We start from the raw sequence: 22,354 nt of genomic DNA, 5'->3' as shown, positions 1-22,354 counted from the left end.
GGGCAACTGTCGCCGAATCAGTGAGGCTCAGGGGTGCGTGGTTCGACGCGAACGGTGGAGCCATCCTGAAACAAGCAGGCGTGATTGCTTTTTTCTGCGCCCGGTGCCACGCTGCTGCCCGGCGGCGCTCGTGTGGGAGCGTCGCCAACCCGTCGGCAGGGGAGGCGCTTTGGCGCGCGAACGCTCGGTACTGCGGGTCGGCAACGCCTCGGGGTTCTACGGGGACCGCTTCGCGGCGGTGCGGGAGATGCTCACCGGCGGGCCGCTGGACGTGCTCACCGGGGACTACCTGGCGGAGCTGACCATGCTCATCCTGGCCCGGGACCGCCTGAAGGACCCGTCCCTCGGCTACGCCCGGACGTTCCTGCGGCAGATGGAGGAGTGCCTCGGCCTGGCGCAGGAGCGCGGGGTGAGGATCGTGGTGAACGCGGGCGGGCTGAACCCGGCCCTGCTCGCCGCCGAACTGCGGAACCTGGCGCAGCGCCAGGGTCTTGCGGTGGCCGTCGCCCACGTCGAGGGGGACGACCTGCTGCCGCGCAGGAGCGAACTCGGCTTTCCCGAAGGGCTGTTGGCCGCGAACGCCTACCTCGGCGGCTTCGGGGTGGCGGCCTGTCTGGCCGCGGGCGCCGAGGTGGTGGTCACCGGGCGGGTCACGGATGCGGCGCTGGTCGCCGGGCCCGCGATCGCCCACTTCGGCTGGACGGCGGCGGACCTCGACGCCCTCGCCGGGGCGGTGGTCGCCGGGCACGTGCTGGAGTGCGGCGCCCAGGCGACGGGCGGGAACTACGCGTTCTTCCGCGAGCACGACGTCACCCGCCCGGGCTTCCCGATCGCCGAACTGCACGCCGACGGCTCCAGCGTGATCACCAAGCACCCGGGCACCGGCGGCGCCGTCACCGCGGGCACCGTCACCGCCCAACTCCTGTACGAGACGGGCGGAGCGCGCTACCTGGGCCCGGACGTCACCGCCCGGCTGGACACCGTGCGGCTCGCCGAGGAGGGGCCGGACCGGGTCCGGATCGACGGGGTGCGCGGCGAGGCGCCGCCGCCCACGCTGAAGGTGGGCCTGAACCGGCTCGGCGGCCACCGCAACGAGGTGGTGTTCGTCCTCACCGGCCTCGACATCGAGGCCAAGGCCGACCTGGTGCGGCGGCAGTTCCTGGACGCCCTGCCGCCCGCCGCCCGGCCCGCCGAACTGCGTTGGACGCTCGCCCGGACCGACCACCCGGACGCCGGCACCGAGGAGGCCGCCTCCGCCCTGCTCCGGCTCACCGCCCGCGACCCGGACCAGGCCAAGGTCGGGCGCGAACTGGGCAAGGCCGCCGTGGAGTTGGGGTTGGCAGGCTACCCGGGCTTCCACCTCACCGCGCCGCCCGGCCCCGGCGCGCCGTACGGGGTGTTCGCCGCCGCGTACGTCGACGCCAAGGCCGTCGAGCACACCGCCGTACTGCCGGACGGCCGCCGGATCGCCGTCCCGCCGGCCCCGGTGACGAGCCGGCCCGCCAATGCGTCCGAAGCGCCGAAGCTCCCAGACGCACCCTCCGCCGGCCCGACCCGCCGCGCCCCGCTCGGCCTGGTGGCCGGCGCCCGCAGCGGCGACAAGGGCGGCGACGCCAACCTCGGCGTCTGGGCCCGCTCCGAGGCGGGCTGGCGCTGGCTCGCCCACACCCTCACCGTCGACAAGCTGCGCGAACTCCTGCCCGAGACCGCCGACTTGCCCGTCACCCGGCACCTGCTCCCGAACCTGCGCGCGGTCAACTTCACCCTCACCGGCCTGCTCGGCGAGGGCGTCGCCGCCCAGCACCGCTTCGACCCGCAGGCCAAGGCGCTCGGGGAGTGGCTGCGCTCCCGCCACCTCGACATCCCGGAGGCCCTGCTGTGACCGTGCTGCCCACCCGCGTCGACCCGGCCGGGCCCGAGTACGCCGAGTACCGGGCCGCGATGCTCGCCAAGCTGGCCGGGCTGGACGCCGAGCACGCCAAGGCGCTGGCCGGTGGCGGCCCCAAGTACGTGGACCGCCACCGCGCCCGCGGCAAGCTGCTGCCGCGCGAGCGGATCGAGCTGCTGGTCGACCCGGACTCGCCGTTCCTGGAGCTGTCGCCGCTGGCCGCCTGGGGCAGCGACTACCCGGTGGGTGCGGCGCTGGTCACCGGCATCGGCGTGATCGAGGGCGTGGAGTGCCTGATCACCGCCAACGACCCGACCGTGCGCGGCGGCGCCAGCAACCCGTGGACGCTGCGCAAGGCCTTGCGCGCCAACGAGATCGCGTTCGACAACCGCCTCCCGGTGGTGAACCTGGTCGAGTCCGGTGGCGCCGACCTGCCCAGCCAGAAGGAGATCTTCATCCCCGGCGGCGCGCTGTTCCGCGACCTCACCCGGCTCTCCGCGGCCGGAATCCCCACCGTGGCCGTGGTGTTCGGCAATTCGACGGCCGGCGGCGCCTACGTGCCCGGCATGTCGGACCACACCGTGCTGGTCAGGGAGCGCGCCAAGGTGTTCCTCGGCGGCCCGCCGCTGGTCAGGATGGCCACCGGCGAGGAGGCCGACGACGAGTCGCTCGGCGGCGCCGAGATGCACGCCCGCACCTCCGGTCTGGCCGACCACTTCGCGGCGGACGAGGCGGACGCGCTGCGGCTGGCCCGCCGGATCGTCGCCCGGCTGGACCACCGCAAGCCGGGCCCGTCGCCGGACCGGCTGGCCGAGCCGCCGAAGTACGACGAGGAGGAGCTGCTGGGCATCGTCCCGGGCGACCTCAAGGTGCCCTTCGATCCGCGCGAGGTGATCGCCCGGATCGTCGACGGCTCCGACTTCGACGAGTTCAAGCCGCTCTACGGCACCAGCCTGGCCACCGGCTGGGCCCGGCTGCACGGCTACCCGGTCGGCGTGCTGGCCAACGCGCAGGGCGTGCTGTTCAGCGCGGAGTCCCAGAAGGCCGCCCAGTTCATCCAGTTGGCGAACCAGCGGGACATCCCGTTGCTGTTCCTGCACAACACCACCGGCTACATGGTCGGCCGGGCGTACGAGCAGGGCGGCATCATCAAGCACGGCGCGATGATGATCAACGCCGTCGCCAACTCCCGGGTGCCGCACCTGTCGGTGCTGATCGGCGCGTCCTACGGCGCCGGCCACTACGGCATGTGCGGGCGGGCGTTCGAGCCGCGCTTCCTGTTCGCCTGGCCGAGCGCCAAGTCCGCGGTGATGGGCCCGCAGCAGCTCGCCGGCGTGCTGTCGATCGTCGCCCGGCAGTCGGCCGCCGCGAAGGGGCAGCCGTACGACGAGGACGCGGACGCGGCGATCCGCGCCATGGTCGAGCAGCAGATCGAGGCCGAGTCGCTGCCGGTCTTCCTGTCCGGTCGGCTGTACGACGACGGCGTGATCGACCCGCGCGACACCCGTACGGTGCTCGGCCTGTGCCTGTCCGCGATCCACAACGCGCCGGTCGAGGGCGCGCGCGGCTACGGCGTCTTCCGGATGTGAGGCCGAGCCGCGAGATCGAGCTGCGAGACCGAGTTGTGAGACGGAGCTGCGAGACCGAGCTGTTCGACGGAGCTGTGAGGCCGAGTTGTGAGGGGCACCCGAGACATGATCACCAACCTGCTGGTCGCCAACCGTGGCGAGATCGCCCGCCGGGTCTTCCGCACCTGCCGGGCCCTGGGCGTCGCGACCACCGCCGTCCACTCCGACCCGGACGCCGGCGCCGCGCACGTCCGTGAGGCCGACGCGGCCGTGCGGCTGCCCGGCGCCGCGCCCGCCGACACCTACCTGCGCGCCGACCTGATCGTCCGCGCCGCGCTGGCGGCGGGCGCGGACGCCGTCCACCCCGGGTACGGATTCCTGTCGGAGAGCGCCGAGTTCGCGCAGGCCGTGCTGGATGCCGGGCTGGTCTGGGTCGGCCCGCCGCCGGCCGCGATCGCCGCGATGGGCTCCAAGACGGCGGCCAAGCGGCTGATGGCCGCGGCCGGGGTGCCCGTGCTGGACGCCCTGACCGACCCCACCGAGGCCGACCTGCCGCTCCTGGTCAAGGCGGCGGCGGGCGGCGGCGGGCGCGGCATGCGGGTGGTGCGCACACTCGCGGAGCTCCCCGGCGAACTGGCCGCCGCCCGCGCCGAGGCGGCGAAGGCCTTCGGCTCGGACGAGGTGTTCTGCGAGCGCTACCTGCCCGCCGGGCGGCACGTCGAGGTCCAGCTGCTGGCCGACGCGCACGGCACGGTCTGGGCGGTCGGCGACCGCGACTGCTCGCTGCAGCGGCGGCACCAGAAGGTGATCGAGGAGGCCCCGGCCCCCGGCCTGCCCGAGGCGGTGCGCGCCGGGCTGCACGCGGCGGCCGTCAGCGCCGCCCGGGCGATCGGCTACACCGGCGCCGGTACGGCCGAGTTCATGCTCGGTGAGGACGGCCGATTCCACTTCCTGGAGATGAACACCCGCCTCCAGGTCGAGCACCCGGTCACCGAGGCGGTCACCGGACTGGACCTGGTGGCGCTCCAACTTGCCGTCGCCGAGGGGGAGCAGCTGCCCGGGCCGGTCCCGCCGCCCGCCACCGGCTGCGCGATCGAGGCCCGGCTGTACGCGGAGGACCCGGCGAAGGACTGGCAGCCCGCGACCGGCACCCTGCACCGCCTCGAACTCACCGTGCCGTACCAGGAGTTCGGCGGGCAGGGCGTCCGGCTGGACTCCGGCGTGGCGGCCGGCGACGAGATCACCCCGCACTACGACGCGATGCTCGCCAAGGTGATCGCCTGGGCGCCGACCCGCGCCGCCGCCGCCCGCCGGCTGGCCGACGCGCTCGCCCGCGCCAGGGTCCACGGGCCCGCCACCAACCGGGAGTTGCTGGTCCGGGCGCTGCGGCACCCGGCCTTCCTGGCCGAACGCCTGCACACCGGCTTCCTGGCCGAGCACGCGGCCGAGCTCACCGCCCCGGACGGCAAGGAGACCGCGCGCGCCGCCCTGGCCGCCGCCCTCGCCGACGCCGCCGCCCGGCGCACCGGCCCGCACGGTGCACTGCCGTCGGGCTGGCGCAACCTGCCCTCGCAGCCGCAGTCCAAGCGCTACCGCGCCGACGACGGCGCCGAGTTGGAGGTCCGCTACCGCCTCACCCGGGACGGCCTGCGGGCCGACGACCACCCGCAGGCGGAGCTCCTGGACGCCTCGCCCGAGCAGGTCACCCTGCGCGAGGGCGCCGTCCGGCGCGGCCACCGCGTCGCGCGCTACGGCGACCGGGTGTACGTCGACACCCCGAACGGGGGCATCGCGCTCACCGCCCTGCCGCGCTTCCCCGACCCCGCCGCCCGGACGGACCCGGGCGCGCTGCTCGCCCCGATGCCCGGCACCGTCGTGCGCACCACCGCCGCCGTCGGCGACACCGTCACCGCAGGTCAGTCGCTGCTCGTCCTGGAGGCGATGAAGATGGAACATCGCGTCACCGCCCCGGCCGACGGCGTCCTGGTCGAACTCCGTGCCGTCCCCGGTCGTCAGGTCGAGCTCGGCACCCTGCTCGCCGTCGTGCAGCCCGCCGCACCGCCCGAGGCCGGGCCCGCCACAGATCCCGCCGCCGGGCCCGTCGCAGAACCTGCCGCAGAACCCGAGGCCGGGCCTGCCGCCGAGCCCGCTGCAACAGCCGCCGTCCAGCCCGCCGCAGAAGCCTGAGGAAGGACCCCGCATGTCCACCATCGGCAGTCAGCTCATCGAGACCCCCGAACGCCGGGCCCTGCGCCAGGCCGTCGGCGACCTCGGCCGCCGCTACGGCTCCGCCTACTACATGGCCAAGGCACGGGCCGGCGAGCCCGCCGACGAGCTGTGGGCGGACGCCGGCAAGGCCGGCTACCTCGGCGTGAACCTGCCCGCCGAGTACGGCGGCGGGGGCGGCGGCGTCACCGATCTGGCCATCGTGCTGGAGGAGTTGGGCACGGCCGGCTGTCCCCTGCTGCTGCTCATCGTCTCCCCGGCGATCTGCGGCACCGTGATCGCCCGCTTCGGCACCGAGGAGCAGAAGCGGCGCTGGCTGCCCGGACTCGCCGACGGCAGCCGCAAGATGGCCTTCGGCATCACCGAGCCGGACGCCGGTTCCAACGCGCACCGGATCTCCACCGTCGCCCGCCGGGACGGCGGGGACTGGCTGCTGACCGGCCGCAAGGTGTTCGTCTCCGGCATCGACCACTGCGACGCCGTGCTGTTCGTCGCCCGCACCGAAGACGCCCGCACCGGCAGGCTCAAGCCCTGCCTGTTCATCGTCCCTCGCGACGCCGCCGGCTTCGAGTACCGGGCGATACCGATGGAACTCGTCGCCCCCGAGAAGCAGTTCCAGGTCTTCCTGGACGACGTCCGGCTGCCCGCCGACGCCCTGGTCGGCGACGAGGACGCCGGCCTGCTGCAGCTGTTCGCCGGCCTCAACCCCGAGCGCGTGCTGACCGCCGCGTTCTCCCTCGGCCTGGCCCGCCAGGCCCTCGGCAAGGCCGTCGAGTACGCGAAGACCCGCACCGTCTGGTCCACCCCGATCGGCGCCCACCAGGGCCTGGCCCACCCGCTGGCCCAGTGCGCGGTGGAGATCGAGCTGGCCCGGCTGATGACCCAGAAGGCCGGGCTGCTCTATGACGCGGGGGAGGACGTGGCGGCCGGGGAGGCCGCCAACATGGCCAAGTACGCGGCCGGCGAGGCCGCCGCCCGTACCGTCGACCAGGCGGTGCAGACGCTGGGCGGCAACGGCCTCACCCAGGAGTACGGGCTGGGCGCGCTGCTGGCCGCCACCCGGGTCGGCCGGGTCGCCCCGGTCAGCCGCGAGATGGTGCTCAACTACGTGGCCCAGCACACCCTCGGCCTCCCGAAGTCCTATTAGTCCGCAGCGCCGGACGCACCGGACGCACCGCACCCACCGGACGCACCCGCCGGGCGTGCCCCCGGTGGGTCACCAGAGGGACATCTCGGCGAACTTTGCAGTGGCGGACGTCATGGTCCGTATGCTCCTGTTCGTACCCTCGGTCGACCTTTCGCCGCGCCAGTCGATGCGTCAACTACCTTCCTGGAGGCTTACTTTGGTGTTCCGCAGCGAATTCCCGGACGTGCCGACGGTGGACCTGCCGATCCATGACGCGGTACTCGGCGGCGCGGCGGCGTACGGCGACGGGCCGGCCCTGATCGACGGCGTCACCGGGGAGCGCGTCAGCTACGCGCGGCTCGCCGCCGGCGTCGAGCGGGTGGCCGCCGGACTGGCCGCGGCCGGGGTGCGCCAGGGCGACGTGGTGGCCCTGTTCAGCCCCAACACGCTCGGCTACCCGACGGCCTTCTACGGCGCCACCCGGGCCGGCGCCACCGTGACCACGGTGTCCTCGATGGCCACGCCCGCCGACCTGGCCGGGCAGCTCGGCGACAGCGGCGCCCGCTGGCTGGTGACCGTCTCCCCACTCCTGCCGACCGCCCGCAAGGCCGCCGCCCTGCTCGCCGAGCAGGGCGGCCCACTGGCCGAGATCCTCGTCCTGGACGGCGCCGAGGGCCACCGCTCGCTCGCCGACCTGCTGGCCACCACCGGCCCCGCCCCCGGGATCGCCATCGACCCCGGCCGGGACGTCGCGGTGCTGCCCTACTCCAGCGGCACCACCGGACTGCCCAAGGGGGTGATGCTCACCCACCGCTCGATCGCCACCAACCTCGCCCAGTGCGACGCCCTCTACCGGCCCGCCGTGGGCGAACGGGTGCTCGCCGTGCTGCCCTTCTTCCACATCTACGGCCTGACCGCGCTGCTCAACCAGCCGCTGCGCTGCGGCGCCACCGTGGTGGTGCTGCCCCGCTTCGACCTGGAGCAGTTCTGCCGCACCATCGAGGAGCAGCGGGTGCAGGCGCTGGTGGTGGCCCCGCCGATCGCGCTCGCCCTGGCCAGGCACCCGGTCGTGGACCGCTTCGACCTCTCCTCCGTCGAGTACCTGCTGTGCGCGGCCGCCCCGCTGGACCCGGAGCTCGCCGCCGCCTGCGCCCGCCGCCTGGGCCTGCCGCACCTGCTCCAGGGCTACGGCATGACCGAGCTGTCCCCGGTCACCCACGTGGTCTCCCCGCTGGAGCGCGACCCCTCGCCCGGCTCGGTGGGGCGGCTGATCCCGTCCACCGAGCTGCGGGTCGCCGCCCTGGACGGCGCCGGCGAGGACCTCGGGCCCGGCGAGCCGGGCGAGCTGCTGATCCGGGGCCCGCAGGTGATGAAGGGGTACTTCGGCCGCCCCTCCGACACCGCCGCGGTGGTCGACGCCGAGGGCTGGCTGCACACCGGCGACGTCGGCTTCGTCGACGACCGGGGGTACCTGTACATCGTCGACCGGGTGAAGGAGCTGATCAAGTACAAGGGCTACCAGGTGGCCCCGGCCGAGCTGGAGGCCGTGCTGCTCGGTCACCCGCAGATCGTCGACGCCGCCGTGATCGGCGTTCCGGACGCCGACGGCACCGAGTGCCCCAAGGCCTTCGTGGTCCGTGCGCCGGGCAGCGGCCTGAGCGCGGAGGAGGTCACCGGCTTCGTGGCCGGGCTGGTGGCCCCGTACAAGAAGGTCCGCGCGGTGGAGTTCGTCGAGGCCGTCCCCAAGTCCGCGGCCGGCAAGATCCTCCGGCGCGAGCTACGGGCCCGCGAGGCCTCGCGCCGCGCGTCCGCCGCCGCCGCGCCCGTCGGAGCCGCCCCCGAGGCCTCCCGCTGAGCGGCCGGGCCCCCGGCGGCCGAAGACCGGCGCCCGTCTGTGAGGATCGACCCGCCGAGCACGGCGGGCCCGCCGGGAGCGACGGGCCCGTCGGGCGCGACCGGCCCGCCGAGCCCCCACCGGAACAGGAACCGCCGCCAGCCATGACCAGCCACCCCGCCGCCCGCGCCCCCCAGCAGGACCGCAGCCGCGCCACCCGGGCCCGGCTGCTCGCGGCGGCCGTGGACTGCCTGGCCGAGCTCGGCTGGCACGGCTCCACCGTCACCGTGGTCGCCGAGCGCGCCGGAGTGTCCCGGGGCGCCGCCCAGCACCACTTCCCGACCCGCGAGGACCTGTTCACCGCGGCCGTCGAGCACGTCACCGCCGAGCGGCTGGCCGCCGTCCGCGCCCACACGGGCGAGCTGCCGGCCGCCGGCCCCGACCGCACCCGGGCCGTCGTCGACATGATCGTGCGCCTCTACACCGGCCCGCTGTTCCGCGCCGCCCTGCACCTGTGGACGGCCGCCGCCACCGAGGAGCCGCTGCGCGAGCGGATCATCGCCCTGGAGGGGCACGTCGGCCGGGAGGCCCACCGGGCCGCCGTCGAGTTCCTGGACGCCGACGAGACCCGCCCCGGCGTGCGCGAGTCCGTGCAGGCCACCCTCGACCTCGCCCGCGGGCTGGGCCTGGCCAACCTGCTCACCGACGACAGCGTCCGACGATCCGGGGTGATCCGGCAGTGGACCGGCGTTCTGGAGAGTACGCTGCGGCCGGTACGCCCATGACTCCCGTACTACCGGAACGGCCGGACGACCCCTGACCAAGGGGTCGCCGGGCGGCCGATGTCCGTGCAGTCTGGAGAAGAATCCCGGCCGGCACGGACCGTGAGGCCCCCGGCCGGGCACGAGCCGAACCGGGGTGCTGCCTGATCATGCACGGAAACGAGTGGGACGTGACCTCCGCCGCCGGCCCCGCACCGGGCGCCACCCCCGTACGCCCCGAAGGCCACCGACTCGTCCCGCTCGCGACGGCCCTGCTCCAGGGCGACGGCCTGATCCTGCACTGGAGCGAGGACGCCGAGGCGCTGCTCGGCTACTCCGCCGAGGAGGCCGTCGGCAGCTACGCCGCCCAGCTGCTCACCGACGGCACCGACCGCCCCGAGGTGCTGTCCCTGTTCGCCCACATCATGGGCGGCTCCGCCGGCTGGTCCGGCGTCTTCCCGGTCCGCCACCGCGACGGCCACAAGGTCGACCTGGAGTTCCGCACCTACCCGATCGCCGGCCCGGCCGGCACCCTGCTGCTGCTCGCCACCGCCTCCGACATCCGCGCCCTCCAGGCGGTCGAGGCCGACCTCGCCGTCCTGGACGGCGTCTTCGACCGCTCACCGATCGGCATGGCCGTCTACGACACCGAGCTGCGCTACGTCCGGCTCAACGAGGCGCTCGCCCGGATGAACGGCGTCCCCGTCGCCGCCCACCTCGGCCGCCGGATACCCGCGGTGCTGCCCGGCATCAACAGCGTCGAGATCGAGCAGACCATGCGGCAGGTGCTCAGGAGCGGCAAGCCCGTGGTGGACGCCCGCTCCCACGGCCGGGTGCCCGGGGACCCGAAGCGCGACCGCGCCTGGTCCGCCTCCTACTTCCGGCTGGAGGACTCCACCGGCCGGGTCTTCGGCGTCTGTTCCTCGATCATCGACGTCACCGAGCGATTCCAGGCCGAGGCCCGCGCCGCCCGCGCCCAGGAACGGCTCGCCACCATCGCCGAGGCAACGGCCCGGATCGGCACCACCCTCGACCTCCAGCGCACCGCCGAGGAGCTGATCGAGGCCGTCGTCCCCCGGTTCGCCGACTTCGCCACCGTCGACCTGCTGGAACCGGTGCTGCGCGGCGCCGAACCCACCCCCATCCCCTCCGACCGGACGGTCACCCTGCGTGCCGTCGCGGTCGGCGAGTCGTACGAGTCGGGCCTCGCGCACGCCGTGGACACCGTCGGCGAGACCTCCGAATACGCCCCCGACCGCAGCTACACCCAGTGCCTGCGCAGCGGTCGCCCCCTGCTGCGCGCCCACGTGGACGCCGAGGTGCTGCGCGGCCTGGTCTCCAGCGAGGACCGGGTCGAGCCCGGCATCGCGGCGGGCATCCACTCGTACCTGATGGTGCCGCTCACCGCCCGGGGCATGGTGCTCGGCGGCTCCGAGTTCATCCGGATGCGCAACTCCGAGCCGTTCAGCGACGCCGACGTGGCGCTCGCCGAGGAACTGGTCGCCCGCACCGCGCTGGCCATCGACAACGCCCGGCTCTACCGGCGCGAGCGGGAGACGGCGCTCACCCTCCAGCGCAGCCTGCTGCCGCAGGAGATCCACCGCACCCTGGGCCTGGAGATCGCCTACCGCTACCTGCCCAGCAGCGTGGTCAGCGAGGTCGGCGGCGACTGGTTCGACGTCGTGCCGCTGTCCTGCGGCCGGGTCGCCCTGGTGGTCGGCGACGTGATGGGCCACGGCATCCGGGCCGCCGCCACCATGGGCCAGCTGCGCACCGTCGCCCGGACGCTCGCCACCCTCGACATGCCGCCCGAGCAGGTCCTCACACGCCTGGACGAGACCGCCTCGGGCATCGGCGAGGGCCAGTTCGCCACCTGCATCTGCGCCGTCTACGACCCGCTGGAGCGCACCGTCCAGATCGCCTCGGCCGGCCACCTGCCGCCGATCTCGGTCGCCCCCGACGGCACCGCCCGCCGGGTCGAGGTGCCACCCGGCGTGCCGCTGGGCGTCGGCGGGGTGGCCTTCGAGTCGATCGAGTTCACCCTGCCCGAGGGCGGCATGGTCACCCTCTACACCGACGGCCTGGTCGAGCGGCGCGGCCAGGACCTCGACGACGGCATCGACCTGCTGGCCGACACCCTCGCCGGGCCCGGCCGCACCCTGGAGGAGAACTGCGACGCCGTCCTCGGCGCACTCGTCACCGACGGCACCGAGGACGACATCGCGATGATCATGGCGCGGGTCCTGCCGCTGCCCGCCGACCGGATCGCCACCCTCCCGCTCACCGGCGGCGGCCGGCTGCCCGGCAAGGCCCGCCGCTTCACCCGCGCCACCCTGGACGCCTGGGGCCTGACCGCCCTCTCCGACTACGCCGAGCTGCTGGTCAGCGAACTGGTCACCAACGCCTTGCTGCACGCCGACGCCCCGCGGCGGCTGCGGCTGTTCCGCGACCGGGTGCTCACCCTGGAGGTCTCCGACGCCGGCGGGGCGACCCCGCAGCTGCGCCCCTTCGCCGAGCAGGACGAGGGCGGGCGCGGCATGTTCCTGGTCAGCGAGCTGGCCCAGCGCTGGGGCAGCCGGCTGACCAGGGACGGCAAGGTGGTCTGGGCGGAGCTGGAACTGCCCTTCGGGGCTGCCTAGTTCCCCGTCGGTGCGGGTTGGTCCCCGGTCAGTGTGCTTCCCCGGTCAGTGCGCGGCGAGCGGGTAGTGGTCGGAGAGGTCGGTGTAGGTGTAGCTCTTGCCCCAACTGCTCACCGTCCACGGCGCGCTGTGCGTGCGCAGGACCTGGTTGGTGTACTGCTGCGGGCGGGCGTGGTCGGCCCGGTAGAGCACGTAGTCCAGGTCCTCCTTGGGCTCGCCCGGGTAGCGGTAGGCGGCGATGGAGTTGTCGGCGGTGTCGAAGGAGTACGGCCAGCCGGTGCGGGCGGAGGCCGGCGCCAGGTTGGCGTTGTCCAGCAGGGCCTGGTACTCGGAGCCGTGCGAGTCGATGTTGAGGTCGCCGGCGAGCAGGATCGGCTCGTTCGCCGGGATCTGCTTGGCGTCCAGGAAGCCGCGCATGGCCGTGAGCTGCTTGGCCCGGATGGCGGCCGGCTGGCCGCTGGAGCAGCCCGAGTCGGTGGACTGCAGGTGGGTGCCGACCACGTGGGTGCGCTGGCCGTTCACGTTCAGCACGGCGTAGACGAAGCCCTTGTTCGAGAAGTAGTCCGAGCCGCAGGCGTCCTTGTAGACGTACTGCTCCTTGCGCAGGATCGGCCACTTGCTGAGCAGCGTCACGCCGCCGTCCTCGGGGGTGGCGGAGCTGTAGCTGCCGGAGGTCGCGTCCCAGCCGCTGGTGGAGCGGCCGACGACCGGGGTGTGGTACGGGTAGGCGGCCGAGGCCTTGGCGGTCAGGGCGTCGGAGGCCGCGTTGTCGAAGGCCTCCTCCAGGACGACCACGTCGTGGCCCTGGAAGAAGTCCGCCGAGGCGATCGCCTGCGCCCGGTACTGCTGGCCCCAGTTGGGGTAGAGGGTCGTGCTCATCAGGAACGTGTTGTACGTGAGGACGTCCAGCGCGGGCGCGGTGACCGGGGCGCTCTCGGTCGTGGCGCCGGTGGCAGCCGTGGCGGGGGCCGTGGCGAGCGCGCCGAGCACGGCGGCGGCAGCGCAGGCGGCGGCGGCCTTGCGGAGGGACGACAGCGGCATTGGGGCTCCGTGAGGGTATGACGTGAACGCGACGGTCAGCGGATGTTGTACATCCAACGTTGCCGCCCGCACGGTGCACAAGACCGCGCACGAGCATTCGGTGAACGCAGTTGAAACACTGTCACCGCCCAGAACGCGCGAGCCCCACCACCCGTCGTGGGTAGTGGGGCTCGCGAGAGTCGTGCGCGTCAGACCTCGCCGAACTCGCCGGCCTGGACAGCGGCGACGAACGACGACCAGGCGTCGGCGGGGAAGACGAGAGCAGGACCCTCGGGGTCCTTGGAGTCACGGACGGGCGTCAGGCCAGGGAAGCCAGGAGCTACCTCAACGCAAGTGCCACCGTTGTTGCTGTAGCTGGACTTGAACCATGTGGCGCCGGATAGGTCTACAGGGGCGATCATGATGTTCCTCTCACGCCTTGCACTTTCGGATCAGCTCCAGTGACGCAGCCTTCGAGAGCGCTTCCACATGGAGCTGGTGGCAGTCCCGCTCCCAAGTTTGAGCAGTCTCGGCGTCCCGCGAGAGGAAGCCGCGCAGCTGGCACTCCGAGTATGCCAGGAGTTTGCGATCCGCCAGGGTCAGCAACGTCACAACCATGGTGAACGGCAGCTCTTCTGCAAGCGAGAACGGCGCCACTTGGATCGTGATGTTCGGACGAGTGGCGAGGTCTTCAAGGTGCGCAAGCTGCCGAGCCATGACCTTGCGCCCGCCCACCGGTCGTAGAAGGGCGCCCTCGTCCAGGACGAAGTGGAGTCGGGGCGCAGGCTGCCGGTCAAGTAGCTTCTGGCGCGTGGCAAGGAAGTCGAGCCGATCCGCAGCCTGCTCCTCGGTGACGCTGCCACGCCGCACGGCGGCCGAGGCGAAGGCTGCGGCGTACTCCATTGTCTGCGCCAGACCTGGCACGATGCCCAGTTCGAAGTGGTTGATGCTCAGGGCCTTCGCTTCTTGCTGGGCGTACTCGGGAAACCCTTCCAGCAACGATGAGCCGCTGAGACTCCAGTACGTCAGTTCTAGTGTTCCACCGGCATAAAGGGCCCGGTCGGCTTGTACGACCCAGTCGAGTGTGGGACTGCGTGTCCCTCGTTCGAGGTTGGAGATCTGACTGTCACTCAAGTTCGTCATCGCCCCGAGGTCGGTCTGTGTGAGCCCCGCCGCCTTGCGCAACCTGCGGAGTTGTGCGCCGAAGGCCTTGAGCGGCGATGCAGACGGGTCCAGCTCGGTCTCGCGCATGATCAGACCTCCGGTGCCTTCCGTGTCCCACAAGGGATTTCGTCAAGTGGAGAACCCTTCCGATCGTAGGGGATGCCGCGCCACCATGGCTACACCAAGTGACACGCCGAGAGCGAAGCGCTACGGAGACTCCCATGCCCGAAAACCCGAAATCCGCGCTGCCCGACTTCGTCCGCAACGAGGTGGTGCGGGACCTGAAGCACCGAGACGACGACGGCCAGCCGAAGGAGGGGGTCTTCATGGAGATCCTCTGCGGGGCGGCCTTCCTGAGGCCGCTCGGCGGGGGGTGCGAGTGGACGACCAGGCCCGATCAGCTGCGACGGTGCGACCCCAGGGAGATCGCGCCGGGCACGGGGAGCAACTCCCAGCGCCGGCCGATGTTTCCGGAGCCGGCGTGACCTCGGGGGAGATGCTGCTCGCCGGGCTGCACCTCAGCTCGTTGGCGGCCGGCGGCTTCACCGCTGTGGCGGGGACGACGCAACGAAACGCGGTCGAGGCGGGTGACGAGCCGACCACTGAGCCGCCGGTTCAACGCCCGTGCAGATGCGGCACGTTCGTGCCGGACTGACAACACGCTCCCGCCACCGCGCCGCGAGTGCTCATCCCGCGCGGTGGCGGGGTTCAACGCCCGTCCGTGAAGGACAGTCACGGACGGGCGCCGGCAGGCCTACCTCCCCTGCCGGCCGGCTCCGAGGGCACGTTGGCGCCAGACCCTCGCCGAGCCGCACCGCTCCCCGCCGAAATCGCCGCTCCGGCGGGGAGCGGCCGCCCCTCGATCGGAGCTGCCCCGCCGCAGTTCCTTCTGACGCGCGAGCCCCACTGCCCGCCATGGGTAGTGGGGCTCGCGAGAGCTGTGCGCGTCAGACCTCGCCGAACTCGCCGGCCTGGACGGCGGCGACGAACGACGACCAGGCGTCGGTGGGGAAGACGAGGGCAGGGCCCTCGGGGTCCTTGGAGTCACGGACGGGCAGTAGACCCGGGAAGCCGGGAGCCACCTCGATGCAGTTGCCCCCGTTGTTGCTGTAGCCGGACTTGCGCCACTCGGCGCTGGCCAGGTTAAGGGTGGGGCCGGTCATTCGTGCTCCTTCCGAGCAGCGCGGATCACGGCAAGTGAGCCACCTTGGGAAGCGACTCCACCTGAAGCCGATCGTAATCACGGCTCCATGCCTCGACCTTCCTGCATGCCCGTTCCAGGAAGTCCGAACCCGCCACCGGAAGTTGCGAGCCGAGCCGGACCGTCGCGGTCAACGGCTGCCGGGAGGGCTGTACGGTGCCCGGCCCGCGGACCCCAGAGGAGGAGGCAGCCGCAACCCTGGCGTGACAACCGGTTCCGGGCCGGCCCTACCTCGTGAGGGACTCCATTCCGAGGAGGGCTGCGGTTTTGGTGTAGACGGTCCGGGTGAGAGCGTCGTTCAGGGCCAGGCGTGAAGGGGTGTCCGGCTGGGACTTGCTGAAGAAGCCGCCGCTGGGGCACGGTGCGGGCGAGGCGCTGGCAAGCCAGACCGGGGTCTGCACACCTTCGTCCGGGGTGATGGCGAACGGACGGAACAGCGGGGCGGTCAGCCGCATCAGACCACCGGTGTTGCTGTTCATCGCGGTGCCCTTGGCCATCCCTGGATTGGCGTTGTAGACGCTCATGCCGTCAGGTAGGCGATGTGCGAGTTCTCGCGCGGCCAGGAGGCTGACGAGTTTGCTCGTCGCGTAGACGTTGATCTGGTGGTAGAAGCGCTTTCTCCACGACGTTCCCGCGACATCTGGATCGGTGGCATCGAGCCTGCCGCGCTTTTCCACGAACGAGGACATGTTGATGATCCGCGCTTCGCGCGTGAGCACTCCTTCGGCCAGGAGGGCGTGGGTGAGCAGGAACGGGGCGTGATGGACCCCGTGTAGGTGTCGCCCTCGGGCTGGGGCGGTGCTGCCGAGTGTGTCTGCCTTCGGCTTCCGGCGATTTCGGCACTCCCGCTGCCGTCAACCCGTTTGCGCGGCGTACACCCAGTCGAGTTCACGACGCCTCATTGGCAGTCAGTGAGGGGATCAACTGTGTGAGTATCCAGCGCAGCCGTAAAGGTAAGCGCCTCTGACCGGAAACGACGTACGGAAGGACGCAGTGTGGACTCGACAGACCGCCGCACGATCAGGCACCCCCGACCGCCTGGCGTGGACACCCTCCACTACACCACGCGGAGCGGCCTCGACGCCGTCCCCGATCCTCGGCACCGCACCATGATCGCCAGTGTCCTGGCCTCCGGCCTGGTTGACGAGATGATCGCCTTCACCCAAACCTTCGATCCGCCCGTCAACCTCGCGCAGGCCCGCGCCGACGCCGATGTGCTCACCACCGAGTTCGCGGCGTTCGGCGTCACCATCCCCACCGCCACCACCACCAACATCACGTTGATGCGCGCCCTCATGGTGCCCATCGCCGACGACGCGCTCGCCCTCGCCCTCGATCGCATCTGGGTGTTCGTCACCAACACCGATGACGTGTGCTGCCACGACCCCGCAGAGGCCGAAGCCATCCTGCGGGCCGGAATGCTGCCCGAGCAACGCGCATCCTCGCCGAACGCCCGGTACATCCGGCACATGTTCAAAGAGCTCACACAGTTCTGCGATCCGACGTTCCTCGCCGTCTTCAAGACCTTCTTCTACAACGCGATCACCGGCGTCCTCATGGAGGCGGAGTTCACGCCGGAGGCGTCCGACGGGGTCGACAGTGACTTCGTCCGTGTCTTCAACGGCTTCTCCCAGTTCTGGTTCACCTCACTTCAGTTCACCGACCCCTGCTTGAGCGCCCACCACAATCGGGCATTCTGGTCGGCGGCGCTGAGCTCCTGCGTCGCGTTTCTCAACGACATCAACGACGTCCTGTCCTTCTACAAGGAGGCGGTGCACGGCGAGGACTTCCTCGCCAGCCGGATCTACCGCCGCTCGGTGAGCGAGAACATCCCCTACCTCGCCGAATACCGCCGGAGCCTCGACAGTGGCCTGGCTGCCTACCGCCGCGTCCTGGACCTCGCCACTGACGAGCAACGCCCGCACCTCGACCGTTACATGACCGCCTTCGCCTACTGGCACTTCCACTGCCGTCGCTACCTCTGGCACGACATCTACCCCGGCCTGACCCCGATCGACATCTGATCCGGTCTACTGGTGAGCTCGCGTATTCAACTGTCGCCAGTGTCCCGCCATAACAGGGTACGTGTCACTCTCTGTAGCTATGATATGTCGATGTCCTGGCGCCCGGCCAGGATGGGATCGGCAGGGGTGGGCACTATGGCGCGGAGAGCTGACGGTACGAAGAAGAACCGGCGGGAGCCACTGCCGGATGTCGCGCGACAACTGTTCGTCTTTTCTGGGAATGAGTGCGCATGGGGCGATCCGAACTGCACGACAAGGCTGGTCACCGCAGAAGACGGGTGGGTGGGGGAGATTGCTCACATCATTGGCGCGGAGCTGACCAGCGCACGGCACGAGGCGTGGGGCGGCAAGGACGTCGACGACCTGCGGCATTTCAGTAATCTGATATTGCTCTGCAAGGTCCATGCCAGGAATATCGATGATAAGAACTCCCGTGACGAGTTCACCGTTGAGTACCTGCGGGCCGTCAAGGAACGCCATGAGGCTCCGTACCGATACGGCATGGAACAGCTGGAGGCGGAGTTCAAGGACGCCGTGGCGAGTAACAGGGTTACCCCTGCCACGACAATGCGGCGCTACTTCGATTGGGAGGGCGAGGGTCTGGAGCCGGAGGAGGAAGCTCAGACGCTTGACCTGGTCAGCCAGCTTGCGGGCCGAATGGGCACGCTGACCCGCCAAGCTCGCCAGGTTCTCGCACTGGTTGTCAAGGAAAATGAGCCCAACTGTCAGCTTATCGAGCGGCGTCTGATGACCGACCCCACGACTCTCATCAGCATCTGCGAGGAACTCGCAGGAGTCGAAGCCGCAGAGCTGTATGTCGATGAATATGGAGACAGTCTTCCCCGAGTTCTTCTACTGAGCGGCGCCGTCAGCAATGTTGCCGAGATGTGGGGGCAACTGCGCGAGTTTACCGAAGATGAAGGGATCGACCTGAACGATATCCTCGTCAACCTTGACTTCTCTCTGCTGGACTGACGAGGTGCTTCGGGTCTTTGACGTCACAGCGATAATCTGGCCCATGGGATAGTGCTGCAATTCGCCAGCGGGATCTCGTAATCAATTGCCGATAGTTCTCCGAGGTTCCCAGCCTTCTGATGCCCGTGTGTGATCCTCTGCGGCGTATCGGCTCCTGTTCCGCCGGTCTCCCTGAGGTGGCGGCTGGTGGTCTTGTCGTGGTAGCCCAGAGCGGTCGCGACGACGGGGGCAGGCGGCTCAAGGAGTTGCTGTCGAATGGCGGCGCCGCGGGCGGCGGCGACTGGGATACCGATCTCGCGCAAGAGACATGACAGGCCGCTTCCAGGCTTGTCCATCGCTACCAGCCGGTTGAACAGGGGGGTCAGCGCGGGGCGGACGCGGCCCGTGCCGTCGGCACCCCGGACGGCGTGATCCACCTGTCCCGGGGCCGGTGGTCGGTCACCATCGGCTGACCGAGACCGGACGGCCCTGTCCGGTTTCTCCGGGGCGGGGCTCTGTCGGGAGCGGTGTCAGCGGCAGCGATGCGTGAGCCCCACTGCCCGTCGTGGGCAGTGGGGCTCGGACAAGGTGTGCGTCAGGCCTCGCCGAGCTCGCCGGTTCGGATCACGGCTATGAACGACGACCAGGCGTCGGCGGGGAAGACGAGGGCCGGGCCCTCGGGGTCCTTGGAGTCGCGGACGGGAGCGAGGTTGGGGACGTCGGTGGCGACCTCCACGCAGTCACCACCATTGTTGGAATGCGAGGACTTGATCCAGGAAGCGCCGGACAGGTCTGCGCGGTCACTCATGGCTGGAGTTCCTTTCGGGCCCGATGGTGAACTGTCAGGTGTAGTAGGGCTACCCCGGCGGTAAGACGGACAGGCGTTGGTGATCAGCGGTCAGCCCGCGTCGACTCCTGCCCTCCACATGGTGCGGAGTTGCGCGTCGACGTCGCCGGCCTGGCGAACACCCGCCTGGTAGGCCGGTTCCCAGGCCGTCAGGTCGCCCGCGTCCGAGCCGAAGGCGCGTACTGAGGCCGGGTCGGGGCCGATGGTCACCACGGCGTCCGCCCCCACTGTCGCCAGCTGCTGGTTGAGTGGTTCCCGGGGGAACAGGTGGGCCATCGGCTCGATCACGACCAACGTGCGGGCTCCGGCGGCGAGATCGGCGTTGGGGCCCGCACGCAGGGCGCCGTCCATGTACCGCCGGCCGTCGATGGCGACGGGCGGCGCGGCTCCGGGGAAGGCGCTGCTCGCCGCCACGGCGTGCACCAGCGGTACGCCGCTGTCGCGGTCCCACACCACGGGCTCACCGGTGGTGGCGCAGACGGCGGTGATCAGCAGTCGTCGCTCCGGCCACGCGTCCGCACCGATCAGGGCGGCGCGCCCCGCGATCAGCGCTTCCTCGGCTTGGGGGTTGGCGCCGTCGAGCGCGAGGCGGCCGACGCGGCGCCTCGCCTCGCCGGGTTCCAGGCTGCGGTCGCCGAGTACGGCGAACACCGCGCCCATCCGCTCAGGGTCGGGCTTGACCCGGTGGGCGGCCTGGCGAGCCGAGGAGGCAAGCCGCCCCGGGTCCTGCCCGGTGGCGAGCAGCGCTCCGACGATCGAGCCGGCTGACGTGCCGACGATCAGGTCGGCCTCGCCCAGGTCCACGCCGTTGCGGCGCAACCCGTAGGCCAGTCCGGTTGTCCAGGCCGTGCCGACGTGACTTCCGGGGCCCAGGACGAGTGCTCGGTCGAAGGTGTGCATGTGGTCTCCCCTCGTTATTGAAACAGTCGTACCATATACTCGCTAATGCCGTCTCAACTCCGATGCACCGAAGGGAGATCCACCGTGGGGCGACCACCTGACCCCGCCCGTCGCGAGCGCACGCTGGCTCGGGCGACCGACTACGTGCTGGCGCACGGCCTGGCCGGACTGAGCCTGCGACCACTGGCCGCAGCCCTCGACACCAGCCCACGGATGCTGCTCTACGACTTCGGCAGCAAGCAGGAGTTGGTCGCGGCGGTCCTCGCCGAGGCCCGCCGCCGAGGCGCGGTGCGTCTGGCCGGGCACCCCGCGCCGATGAAGGGCTCCGTGCAGGAGCGGCTGCGTGGCATCTGGGGGTGGATGAGCGCGGACGAACGTGCGCCGTTCGTCCGGCTGTTCTTCGAGGTGCACGCCGACGGCCTGGTCCACCCCGAGAACTACCCCGACCAGGCCGAGGCGATCACGGACTGGTTCGACACTCTCGGTGCCACCTTCCGGGACGTCTCCACCGGCCCTGACGACACCGTCACGCCCACGTTGGTGATGGCCGTTGTCCGGGGGCTGCTGTTCGATCTCACGACCACCGGCGACCGCCGGCGCACCGATCTCGCGCTGGACCGCTTCGCCGAACTCCTGGGGCGGTGAACGCGCGACAGCGGTGAACGCGCGAGAGGCGTGACGCGCGAGAGGCGTGACGGACGGGGCCGCGTGCGGTGATGGTGACGTCAGCGAGGCCGCGGAAGGCGCACGTGGCGGTCCTGCCCCGCGCCGTATCCGGCAGCCGCCATGGCGATGCCGAGGACGGCCAGAACCGTGAGCGGAAGTGTCCAACTGCCCGTGGCGTCGTGCAGGATGCCGAGGAGGAGCGGGCCGGCCGCCGCCACGAGGTAGCCGATGGACTGCGCCATGCCGGCCAGCGCGGCGGCTTCGCCGGAGCTGCCGGCGCGTTCGCTCTGGAAGGTCAGCGCGAGGACGAGGCACGCGCCGCCGCCCAGCCCGAGCAGGGTGCACGCCACGACGGACAGTGCGGGGGCGGACACCAGCACGGTGAAGCCGCCGGCCACGATGACCGAGGCCCCGGCCGCGGTCCACCGCTGGTCGTGGCGGCCCCTGGTGAGCAGGGGCAGCAGGCCGCTGGTCGCCAGGGAGATCAGCTGGTAGTAGAAGAGCATCCATCCGGCCGTGGTGCTGTTCGTGCCGTGGTGGATCAGGATGCTGGGCAGCCACGCGACGGCGGTGTAGAAGGCCAGGGACTGCAGGCCCATGAACATGCTGACCTGCCAGGCCAGTCCCGACCGCCAGGGGGCCGGACTGCGGGTCGCGCCGGTGGAGGCCCGGGCCCCGTCGCCCCGCATCCGGGGCAGCCAGACGAGGAGCGCCGCGATGGTGAAGGCGATGCCCCAGGCGAGAGCGGTGTGCCAGGAGCCCGGCAGGGAGTGGGAGAGCGGGGCGGAGATCCCGGAGGAGACGGCGGCCGTGACGCCCATGACGGTGACGTAGAGAGCGCTGATGCCCTGGATGCGGTGTGCGGGCACGCTGCGCCTGATCATGGCGGGCAGCAGCACATTGCCGAACGCGATGGCGGCGGAGAGGATCACCGTCCCGGCGAAGAGGCAGATCACGGAGGGCAGCGACCGGACCACCGTTCCGACGGCCAGCGCGCCGAGGGCCGCCACCAGCAGACGCGCGCTGCCGAACCGGTGGGAGGCCCGGGCCACCAGCGGCGACGTCGCGGCGAACGTCAGCAGGGGGAGGGTGCTCAGCAGTCCGCCCCAGCTCGCTGTCAGGCCGCTGCCCTGCTCGATCGCGGGCAGCAGCGTGCCGACGCCGGTGAGGCTGGTCCGCAGGTTGGCCGCCACGAGGCAGATCGCGAGGACGAGCCCGATCGACACGGCGGGCCGCGTGCTGTCGGTGGCCGCCGACCCGGAGACGGAGTTCGGCCCGGAGACGGAGTGCTGACGGGGCGTCGAGGACAGTTGTGGACTCATTGCTCCTCCGTCGCCGGTGATGCCTGGACCTCGTGGTCGTGGGTGATGCGTTTCATGGAGGCAGCCTATACAAACATCAGACATTTGAACATCAGATGTTTCTGGGCCTGAGTGGCCCCCGGTTCCGGCCGCCCGGCACGCGATACGCCGCCGGCGGGAACGGCCGTGGCCGTTCCCGCCGGCGGGTGCGGAGGTGGGTGCGGATGAGGAGGGC

General features: G+C 71.5%; 19 protein-coding genes. 11 read left to right on the top strand and 8 right to left on the bottom strand.

The window, feature by feature from the left end:
* Positions 1-169: 169 nt before the first annotated feature.
* The 7 genes from ACFVHI_RS28255 to ACFVHI_RS28225 all read left to right on the top strand — a co-directional run bounded on the left by ACFVHI_RS28255 (position 170) and on the right by ACFVHI_RS28225 (position 12,042).
* Positions 170-1,882 carry an acyclic terpene utilization AtuA family protein gene (locus tag ACFVHI_RS28255; RefSeq protein ID WP_380344021.1) on the top strand — a complete coding sequence of 571 codons (1,713 nt, stop codon included), beginning with the start codon at positions 170-172 and terminating at the stop codon, positions 1,880-1,882.
* Positions 1,879-3,477, top strand: coding sequence for a carboxyl transferase domain-containing protein (locus tag ACFVHI_RS28250; RefSeq protein ID WP_363373480.1), 1,599 nt, complete (start codon positions 1,879-1,881; stop codon positions 3,475-3,477). The genes ACFVHI_RS28255 and ACFVHI_RS28250 overlap by 4 nt, the downstream gene beginning before the upstream one ends.
* Before the next feature lie 105 nt (positions 3,478-3,582).
* On the top strand, positions 3,583-5,643 hold the full coding sequence (locus ACFVHI_RS28245; protein WP_380344017.1) for an acetyl/propionyl/methylcrotonyl-CoA carboxylase subunit alpha: 2,061 nt from the start codon (positions 3,583-3,585) through the stop codon (positions 5,641-5,643).
* A 13-nt stretch (positions 5,644-5,656) separates the two neighbouring features.
* On the top strand, positions 5,657-6,829 hold the full coding sequence (locus tag ACFVHI_RS28240; protein WP_380344014.1) for an acyl-CoA dehydrogenase family protein: 1,173 nt from the start codon (positions 5,657-5,659) through the stop codon (positions 6,827-6,829).
* A 196-nt stretch (positions 6,830-7,025) separates the two neighbouring features.
* On the top strand, positions 7,026-8,663 hold the full coding sequence (locus ACFVHI_RS28235) for an AMP-binding protein (protein ID WP_380344011.1): 1,638 nt from the start codon (positions 7,026-7,028) through the stop codon (positions 8,661-8,663).
* A 143-nt stretch (positions 8,664-8,806) separates the two neighbouring features.
* Positions 8,807-9,427 (top strand): TetR/AcrR family transcriptional regulator, encoded by a 621-nt coding sequence (locus ACFVHI_RS28230; RefSeq protein ID WP_363373469.1) that lies wholly within the window; start codon positions 8,807-8,809, stop codon positions 9,425-9,427.
* 146 nt (positions 9,428-9,573) lie between these two features.
* Positions 9,574-12,042 carry a SpoIIE family protein phosphatase gene (locus ACFVHI_RS28225; protein ID WP_380344008.1) on the top strand — a complete coding sequence of 823 codons (2,469 nt, stop codon included), beginning with the start codon at positions 9,574-9,576 and terminating at the stop codon, positions 12,040-12,042.
* 45 nt (positions 12,043-12,087) lie between these two features.
* Here the strand turns inward: ACFVHI_RS28225 and sph are convergent, their stop codons facing one another.
* The 3 genes from sph to ACFVHI_RS28210 all read right to left on the bottom strand — a co-directional run bounded on the left by sph (position 12,088) and on the right by ACFVHI_RS28210 (position 14,313).
* On the bottom strand, positions 12,088-13,083 hold the full coding sequence (gene sph, locus ACFVHI_RS28220; protein ID WP_380344006.1) for a sphingomyelin phosphodiesterase: 996 nt from the start codon (positions 13,081-13,083) through the stop codon (positions 12,088-12,090).
* A gap of 188 nt (positions 13,084-13,271) precedes the next feature.
* The gene (locus tag ACFVHI_RS28215; RefSeq protein WP_363373462.1) at positions 13,272-13,484 is read right to left on the bottom strand and encodes a DUF397 domain-containing protein; all 213 of its coding nucleotides are present in this window, start codon (positions 13,482-13,484) and stop codon (positions 13,272-13,274) included.
* Between the two features lie 10 nt (positions 13,485-13,494).
* On the bottom strand, positions 13,495-14,313 hold the full coding sequence (locus ACFVHI_RS28210; protein ID WP_380344003.1) for a helix-turn-helix domain-containing protein: 819 nt from the start codon (positions 14,311-14,313) through the stop codon (positions 13,495-13,497).
* Between the two features lie 134 nt (positions 14,314-14,447).
* Between ACFVHI_RS28210 and ACFVHI_RS28205 the strand changes: the two genes are divergently transcribed.
* A complete protein-coding gene (locus tag ACFVHI_RS28205) occupies positions 14,448-14,711 on the top strand; it encodes a hypothetical protein (protein ID WP_380344000.1) in 264 nt (87 codons plus the stop codon).
* 462 nt (positions 14,712-15,173) lie between these two features.
* Here the strand turns inward: ACFVHI_RS28205 and ACFVHI_RS28200 are convergent, their stop codons facing one another.
* Both ACFVHI_RS28200 and ACFVHI_RS28195 read right to left on the bottom strand, forming a co-directional pair.
* Positions 15,174-15,389 (bottom strand): DUF397 domain-containing protein, encoded by a 216-nt coding sequence (locus tag ACFVHI_RS28200; RefSeq protein ID WP_380343998.1) that lies wholly within the window; start codon positions 15,387-15,389, stop codon positions 15,174-15,176.
* A gap of 265 nt (positions 15,390-15,654) precedes the next feature.
* Complete coding sequence (locus tag ACFVHI_RS28195; protein ID WP_380343995.1) at positions 15,655-16,116, bottom strand: hypothetical protein; 462 nt, start codon at positions 16,114-16,116, stop codon at positions 15,655-15,657.
* A gap of 306 nt (positions 16,117-16,422) precedes the next feature.
* On the opposite strand from ACFVHI_RS28195, the gene ACFVHI_RS28190 reads away from it, so the two are divergent.
* Positions 16,423-17,451: a hypothetical protein gene (locus ACFVHI_RS28190; RefSeq protein WP_380343992.1), complete on the top strand. Its 1,029-nt coding sequence runs from the start codon at positions 16,423-16,425 to the stop codon at positions 17,449-17,451.
* Positions 17,452-17,541: 90 nt separating this feature from the next.
* Positions 17,542-18,426 carry a hypothetical protein gene (locus ACFVHI_RS28185; RefSeq protein ID WP_380343990.1) on the top strand — a complete coding sequence of 295 codons (885 nt, stop codon included), beginning with the start codon at positions 17,542-17,544 and terminating at the stop codon, positions 18,424-18,426.
* Between the two features lie 574 nt (positions 18,427-19,000).
* On the opposite strand, the gene ACFVHI_RS28180 is transcribed toward ACFVHI_RS28185, so the two are convergent.
* Entirely contained in the window at positions 19,001-19,213 is a 213-nt protein-coding gene (locus ACFVHI_RS28180) for a DUF397 domain-containing protein (RefSeq protein WP_380343987.1), read from the bottom strand.
* Between the two features lie 90 nt (positions 19,214-19,303).
* Complete coding sequence (locus tag ACFVHI_RS28175; RefSeq protein WP_380343984.1) at positions 19,304-20,152, bottom strand: patatin-like phospholipase family protein; 849 nt, start codon at positions 20,150-20,152, stop codon at positions 19,304-19,306.
* An 84-nt stretch (positions 20,153-20,236) separates the two neighbouring features.
* Here ACFVHI_RS28175 and ACFVHI_RS28170 point away from each other — a divergent pair, with 84 nt between their 5' ends.
* Positions 20,237-20,797 (top strand): TetR/AcrR family transcriptional regulator, encoded by a 561-nt coding sequence (locus ACFVHI_RS28170; RefSeq protein ID WP_063346201.1) that lies wholly within the window; start codon positions 20,237-20,239, stop codon positions 20,795-20,797.
* 80 nt (positions 20,798-20,877) lie between these two features.
* On the opposite strand, the gene ACFVHI_RS28165 is transcribed toward ACFVHI_RS28170, so the two are convergent.
* Entirely contained in the window at positions 20,878-22,140 is a 1,263-nt protein-coding gene (locus ACFVHI_RS28165; protein ID WP_380343981.1) for a CynX/NimT family MFS transporter, read from the bottom strand.
* Positions 22,141-22,354: the final 214 nt, after the last annotated feature.

Source organism: Kitasatospora sp. NPDC127121 (genome assembly GCF_042677305.1).
Classification (GTDB): Bacteria; Actinomycetota; Actinomycetes; order Streptomycetales; family Streptomycetaceae; genus Kitasatospora.
This window is presented reverse-complemented; position numbering and strand designations above follow the sequence as displayed.

Bases quoted from the DNA above. Each gene is read 5' to 3' on its own strand.
- sph (WP_380344006.1), bottom strand. From the start codon at position 13,083: ATGCCGCTGTCGTCCCTCCGCAAGGCCGCCGCCGCCTGCGCTGCCGCC.
- ACFVHI_RS28205 (WP_380344000.1), top strand. From the start codon at position 14,448: ATGCCCGAAAACCCGAAATCCGCGCTGCCCGACTTCGTCCGCAACGAG.
- ACFVHI_RS28230 (WP_363373469.1), top strand. From the start codon at position 8,807: ATGACCAGCCACCCCGCCGCCCGCGCCCCCCAGCAGGACCGCAGCCGC.
- ACFVHI_RS28225 (WP_380344008.1), top strand. From the start codon at position 9,574: ATGCACGGAAACGAGTGGGACGTGACCTCCGCCGCCGGCCCCGCACCG.
- ACFVHI_RS28175 (WP_380343984.1), bottom strand. From the start codon at position 20,152: ATGCACACCTTCGACCGAGCACTCGTCCTGGGCCCCGGAAGTCACGTC.
- ACFVHI_RS28165 (WP_380343981.1), bottom strand. From the start codon at position 22,140: ATGAGTCCACAACTGTCCTCGACGCCCCGTCAGCACTCCGTCTCCGGG.
- ACFVHI_RS28245 (WP_380344017.1), top strand. From the start codon at position 3,583: ATGATCACCAACCTGCTGGTCGCCAACCGTGGCGAGATCGCCCGCCGG.
- ACFVHI_RS28180 (WP_380343987.1), bottom strand. From the start codon at position 19,213: ATGAGTGACCGCGCAGACCTGTCCGGCGCTTCCTGGATCAAGTCCTCG.
- ACFVHI_RS28185 (WP_380343990.1), top strand. From the start codon at position 17,542: ATGTCCTGGCGCCCGGCCAGGATGGGATCGGCAGGGGTGGGCACTATG.
- ACFVHI_RS28215 (WP_363373462.1), bottom strand. From the start codon at position 13,484: ATGATCGCCCCTGTAGACCTATCCGGCGCCACATGGTTCAAGTCCAGC.
- ACFVHI_RS28200 (WP_380343998.1), bottom strand. From the start codon at position 15,389: ATGACCGGCCCCACCCTTAACCTGGCCAGCGCCGAGTGGCGCAAGTCC.
- ACFVHI_RS28210 (WP_380344003.1), bottom strand. From the start codon at position 14,313: ATGCGCGAGACCGAGCTGGACCCGTCTGCATCGCCGCTCAAGGCCTTC.
- ACFVHI_RS28195 (WP_380343995.1), bottom strand. From the start codon at position 16,116: ATGTCCTCGTTCGTGGAAAAGCGCGGCAGGCTCGATGCCACCGATCCA.
- ACFVHI_RS28240 (WP_380344014.1), top strand. From the start codon at position 5,657: ATGTCCACCATCGGCAGTCAGCTCATCGAGACCCCCGAACGCCGGGCC.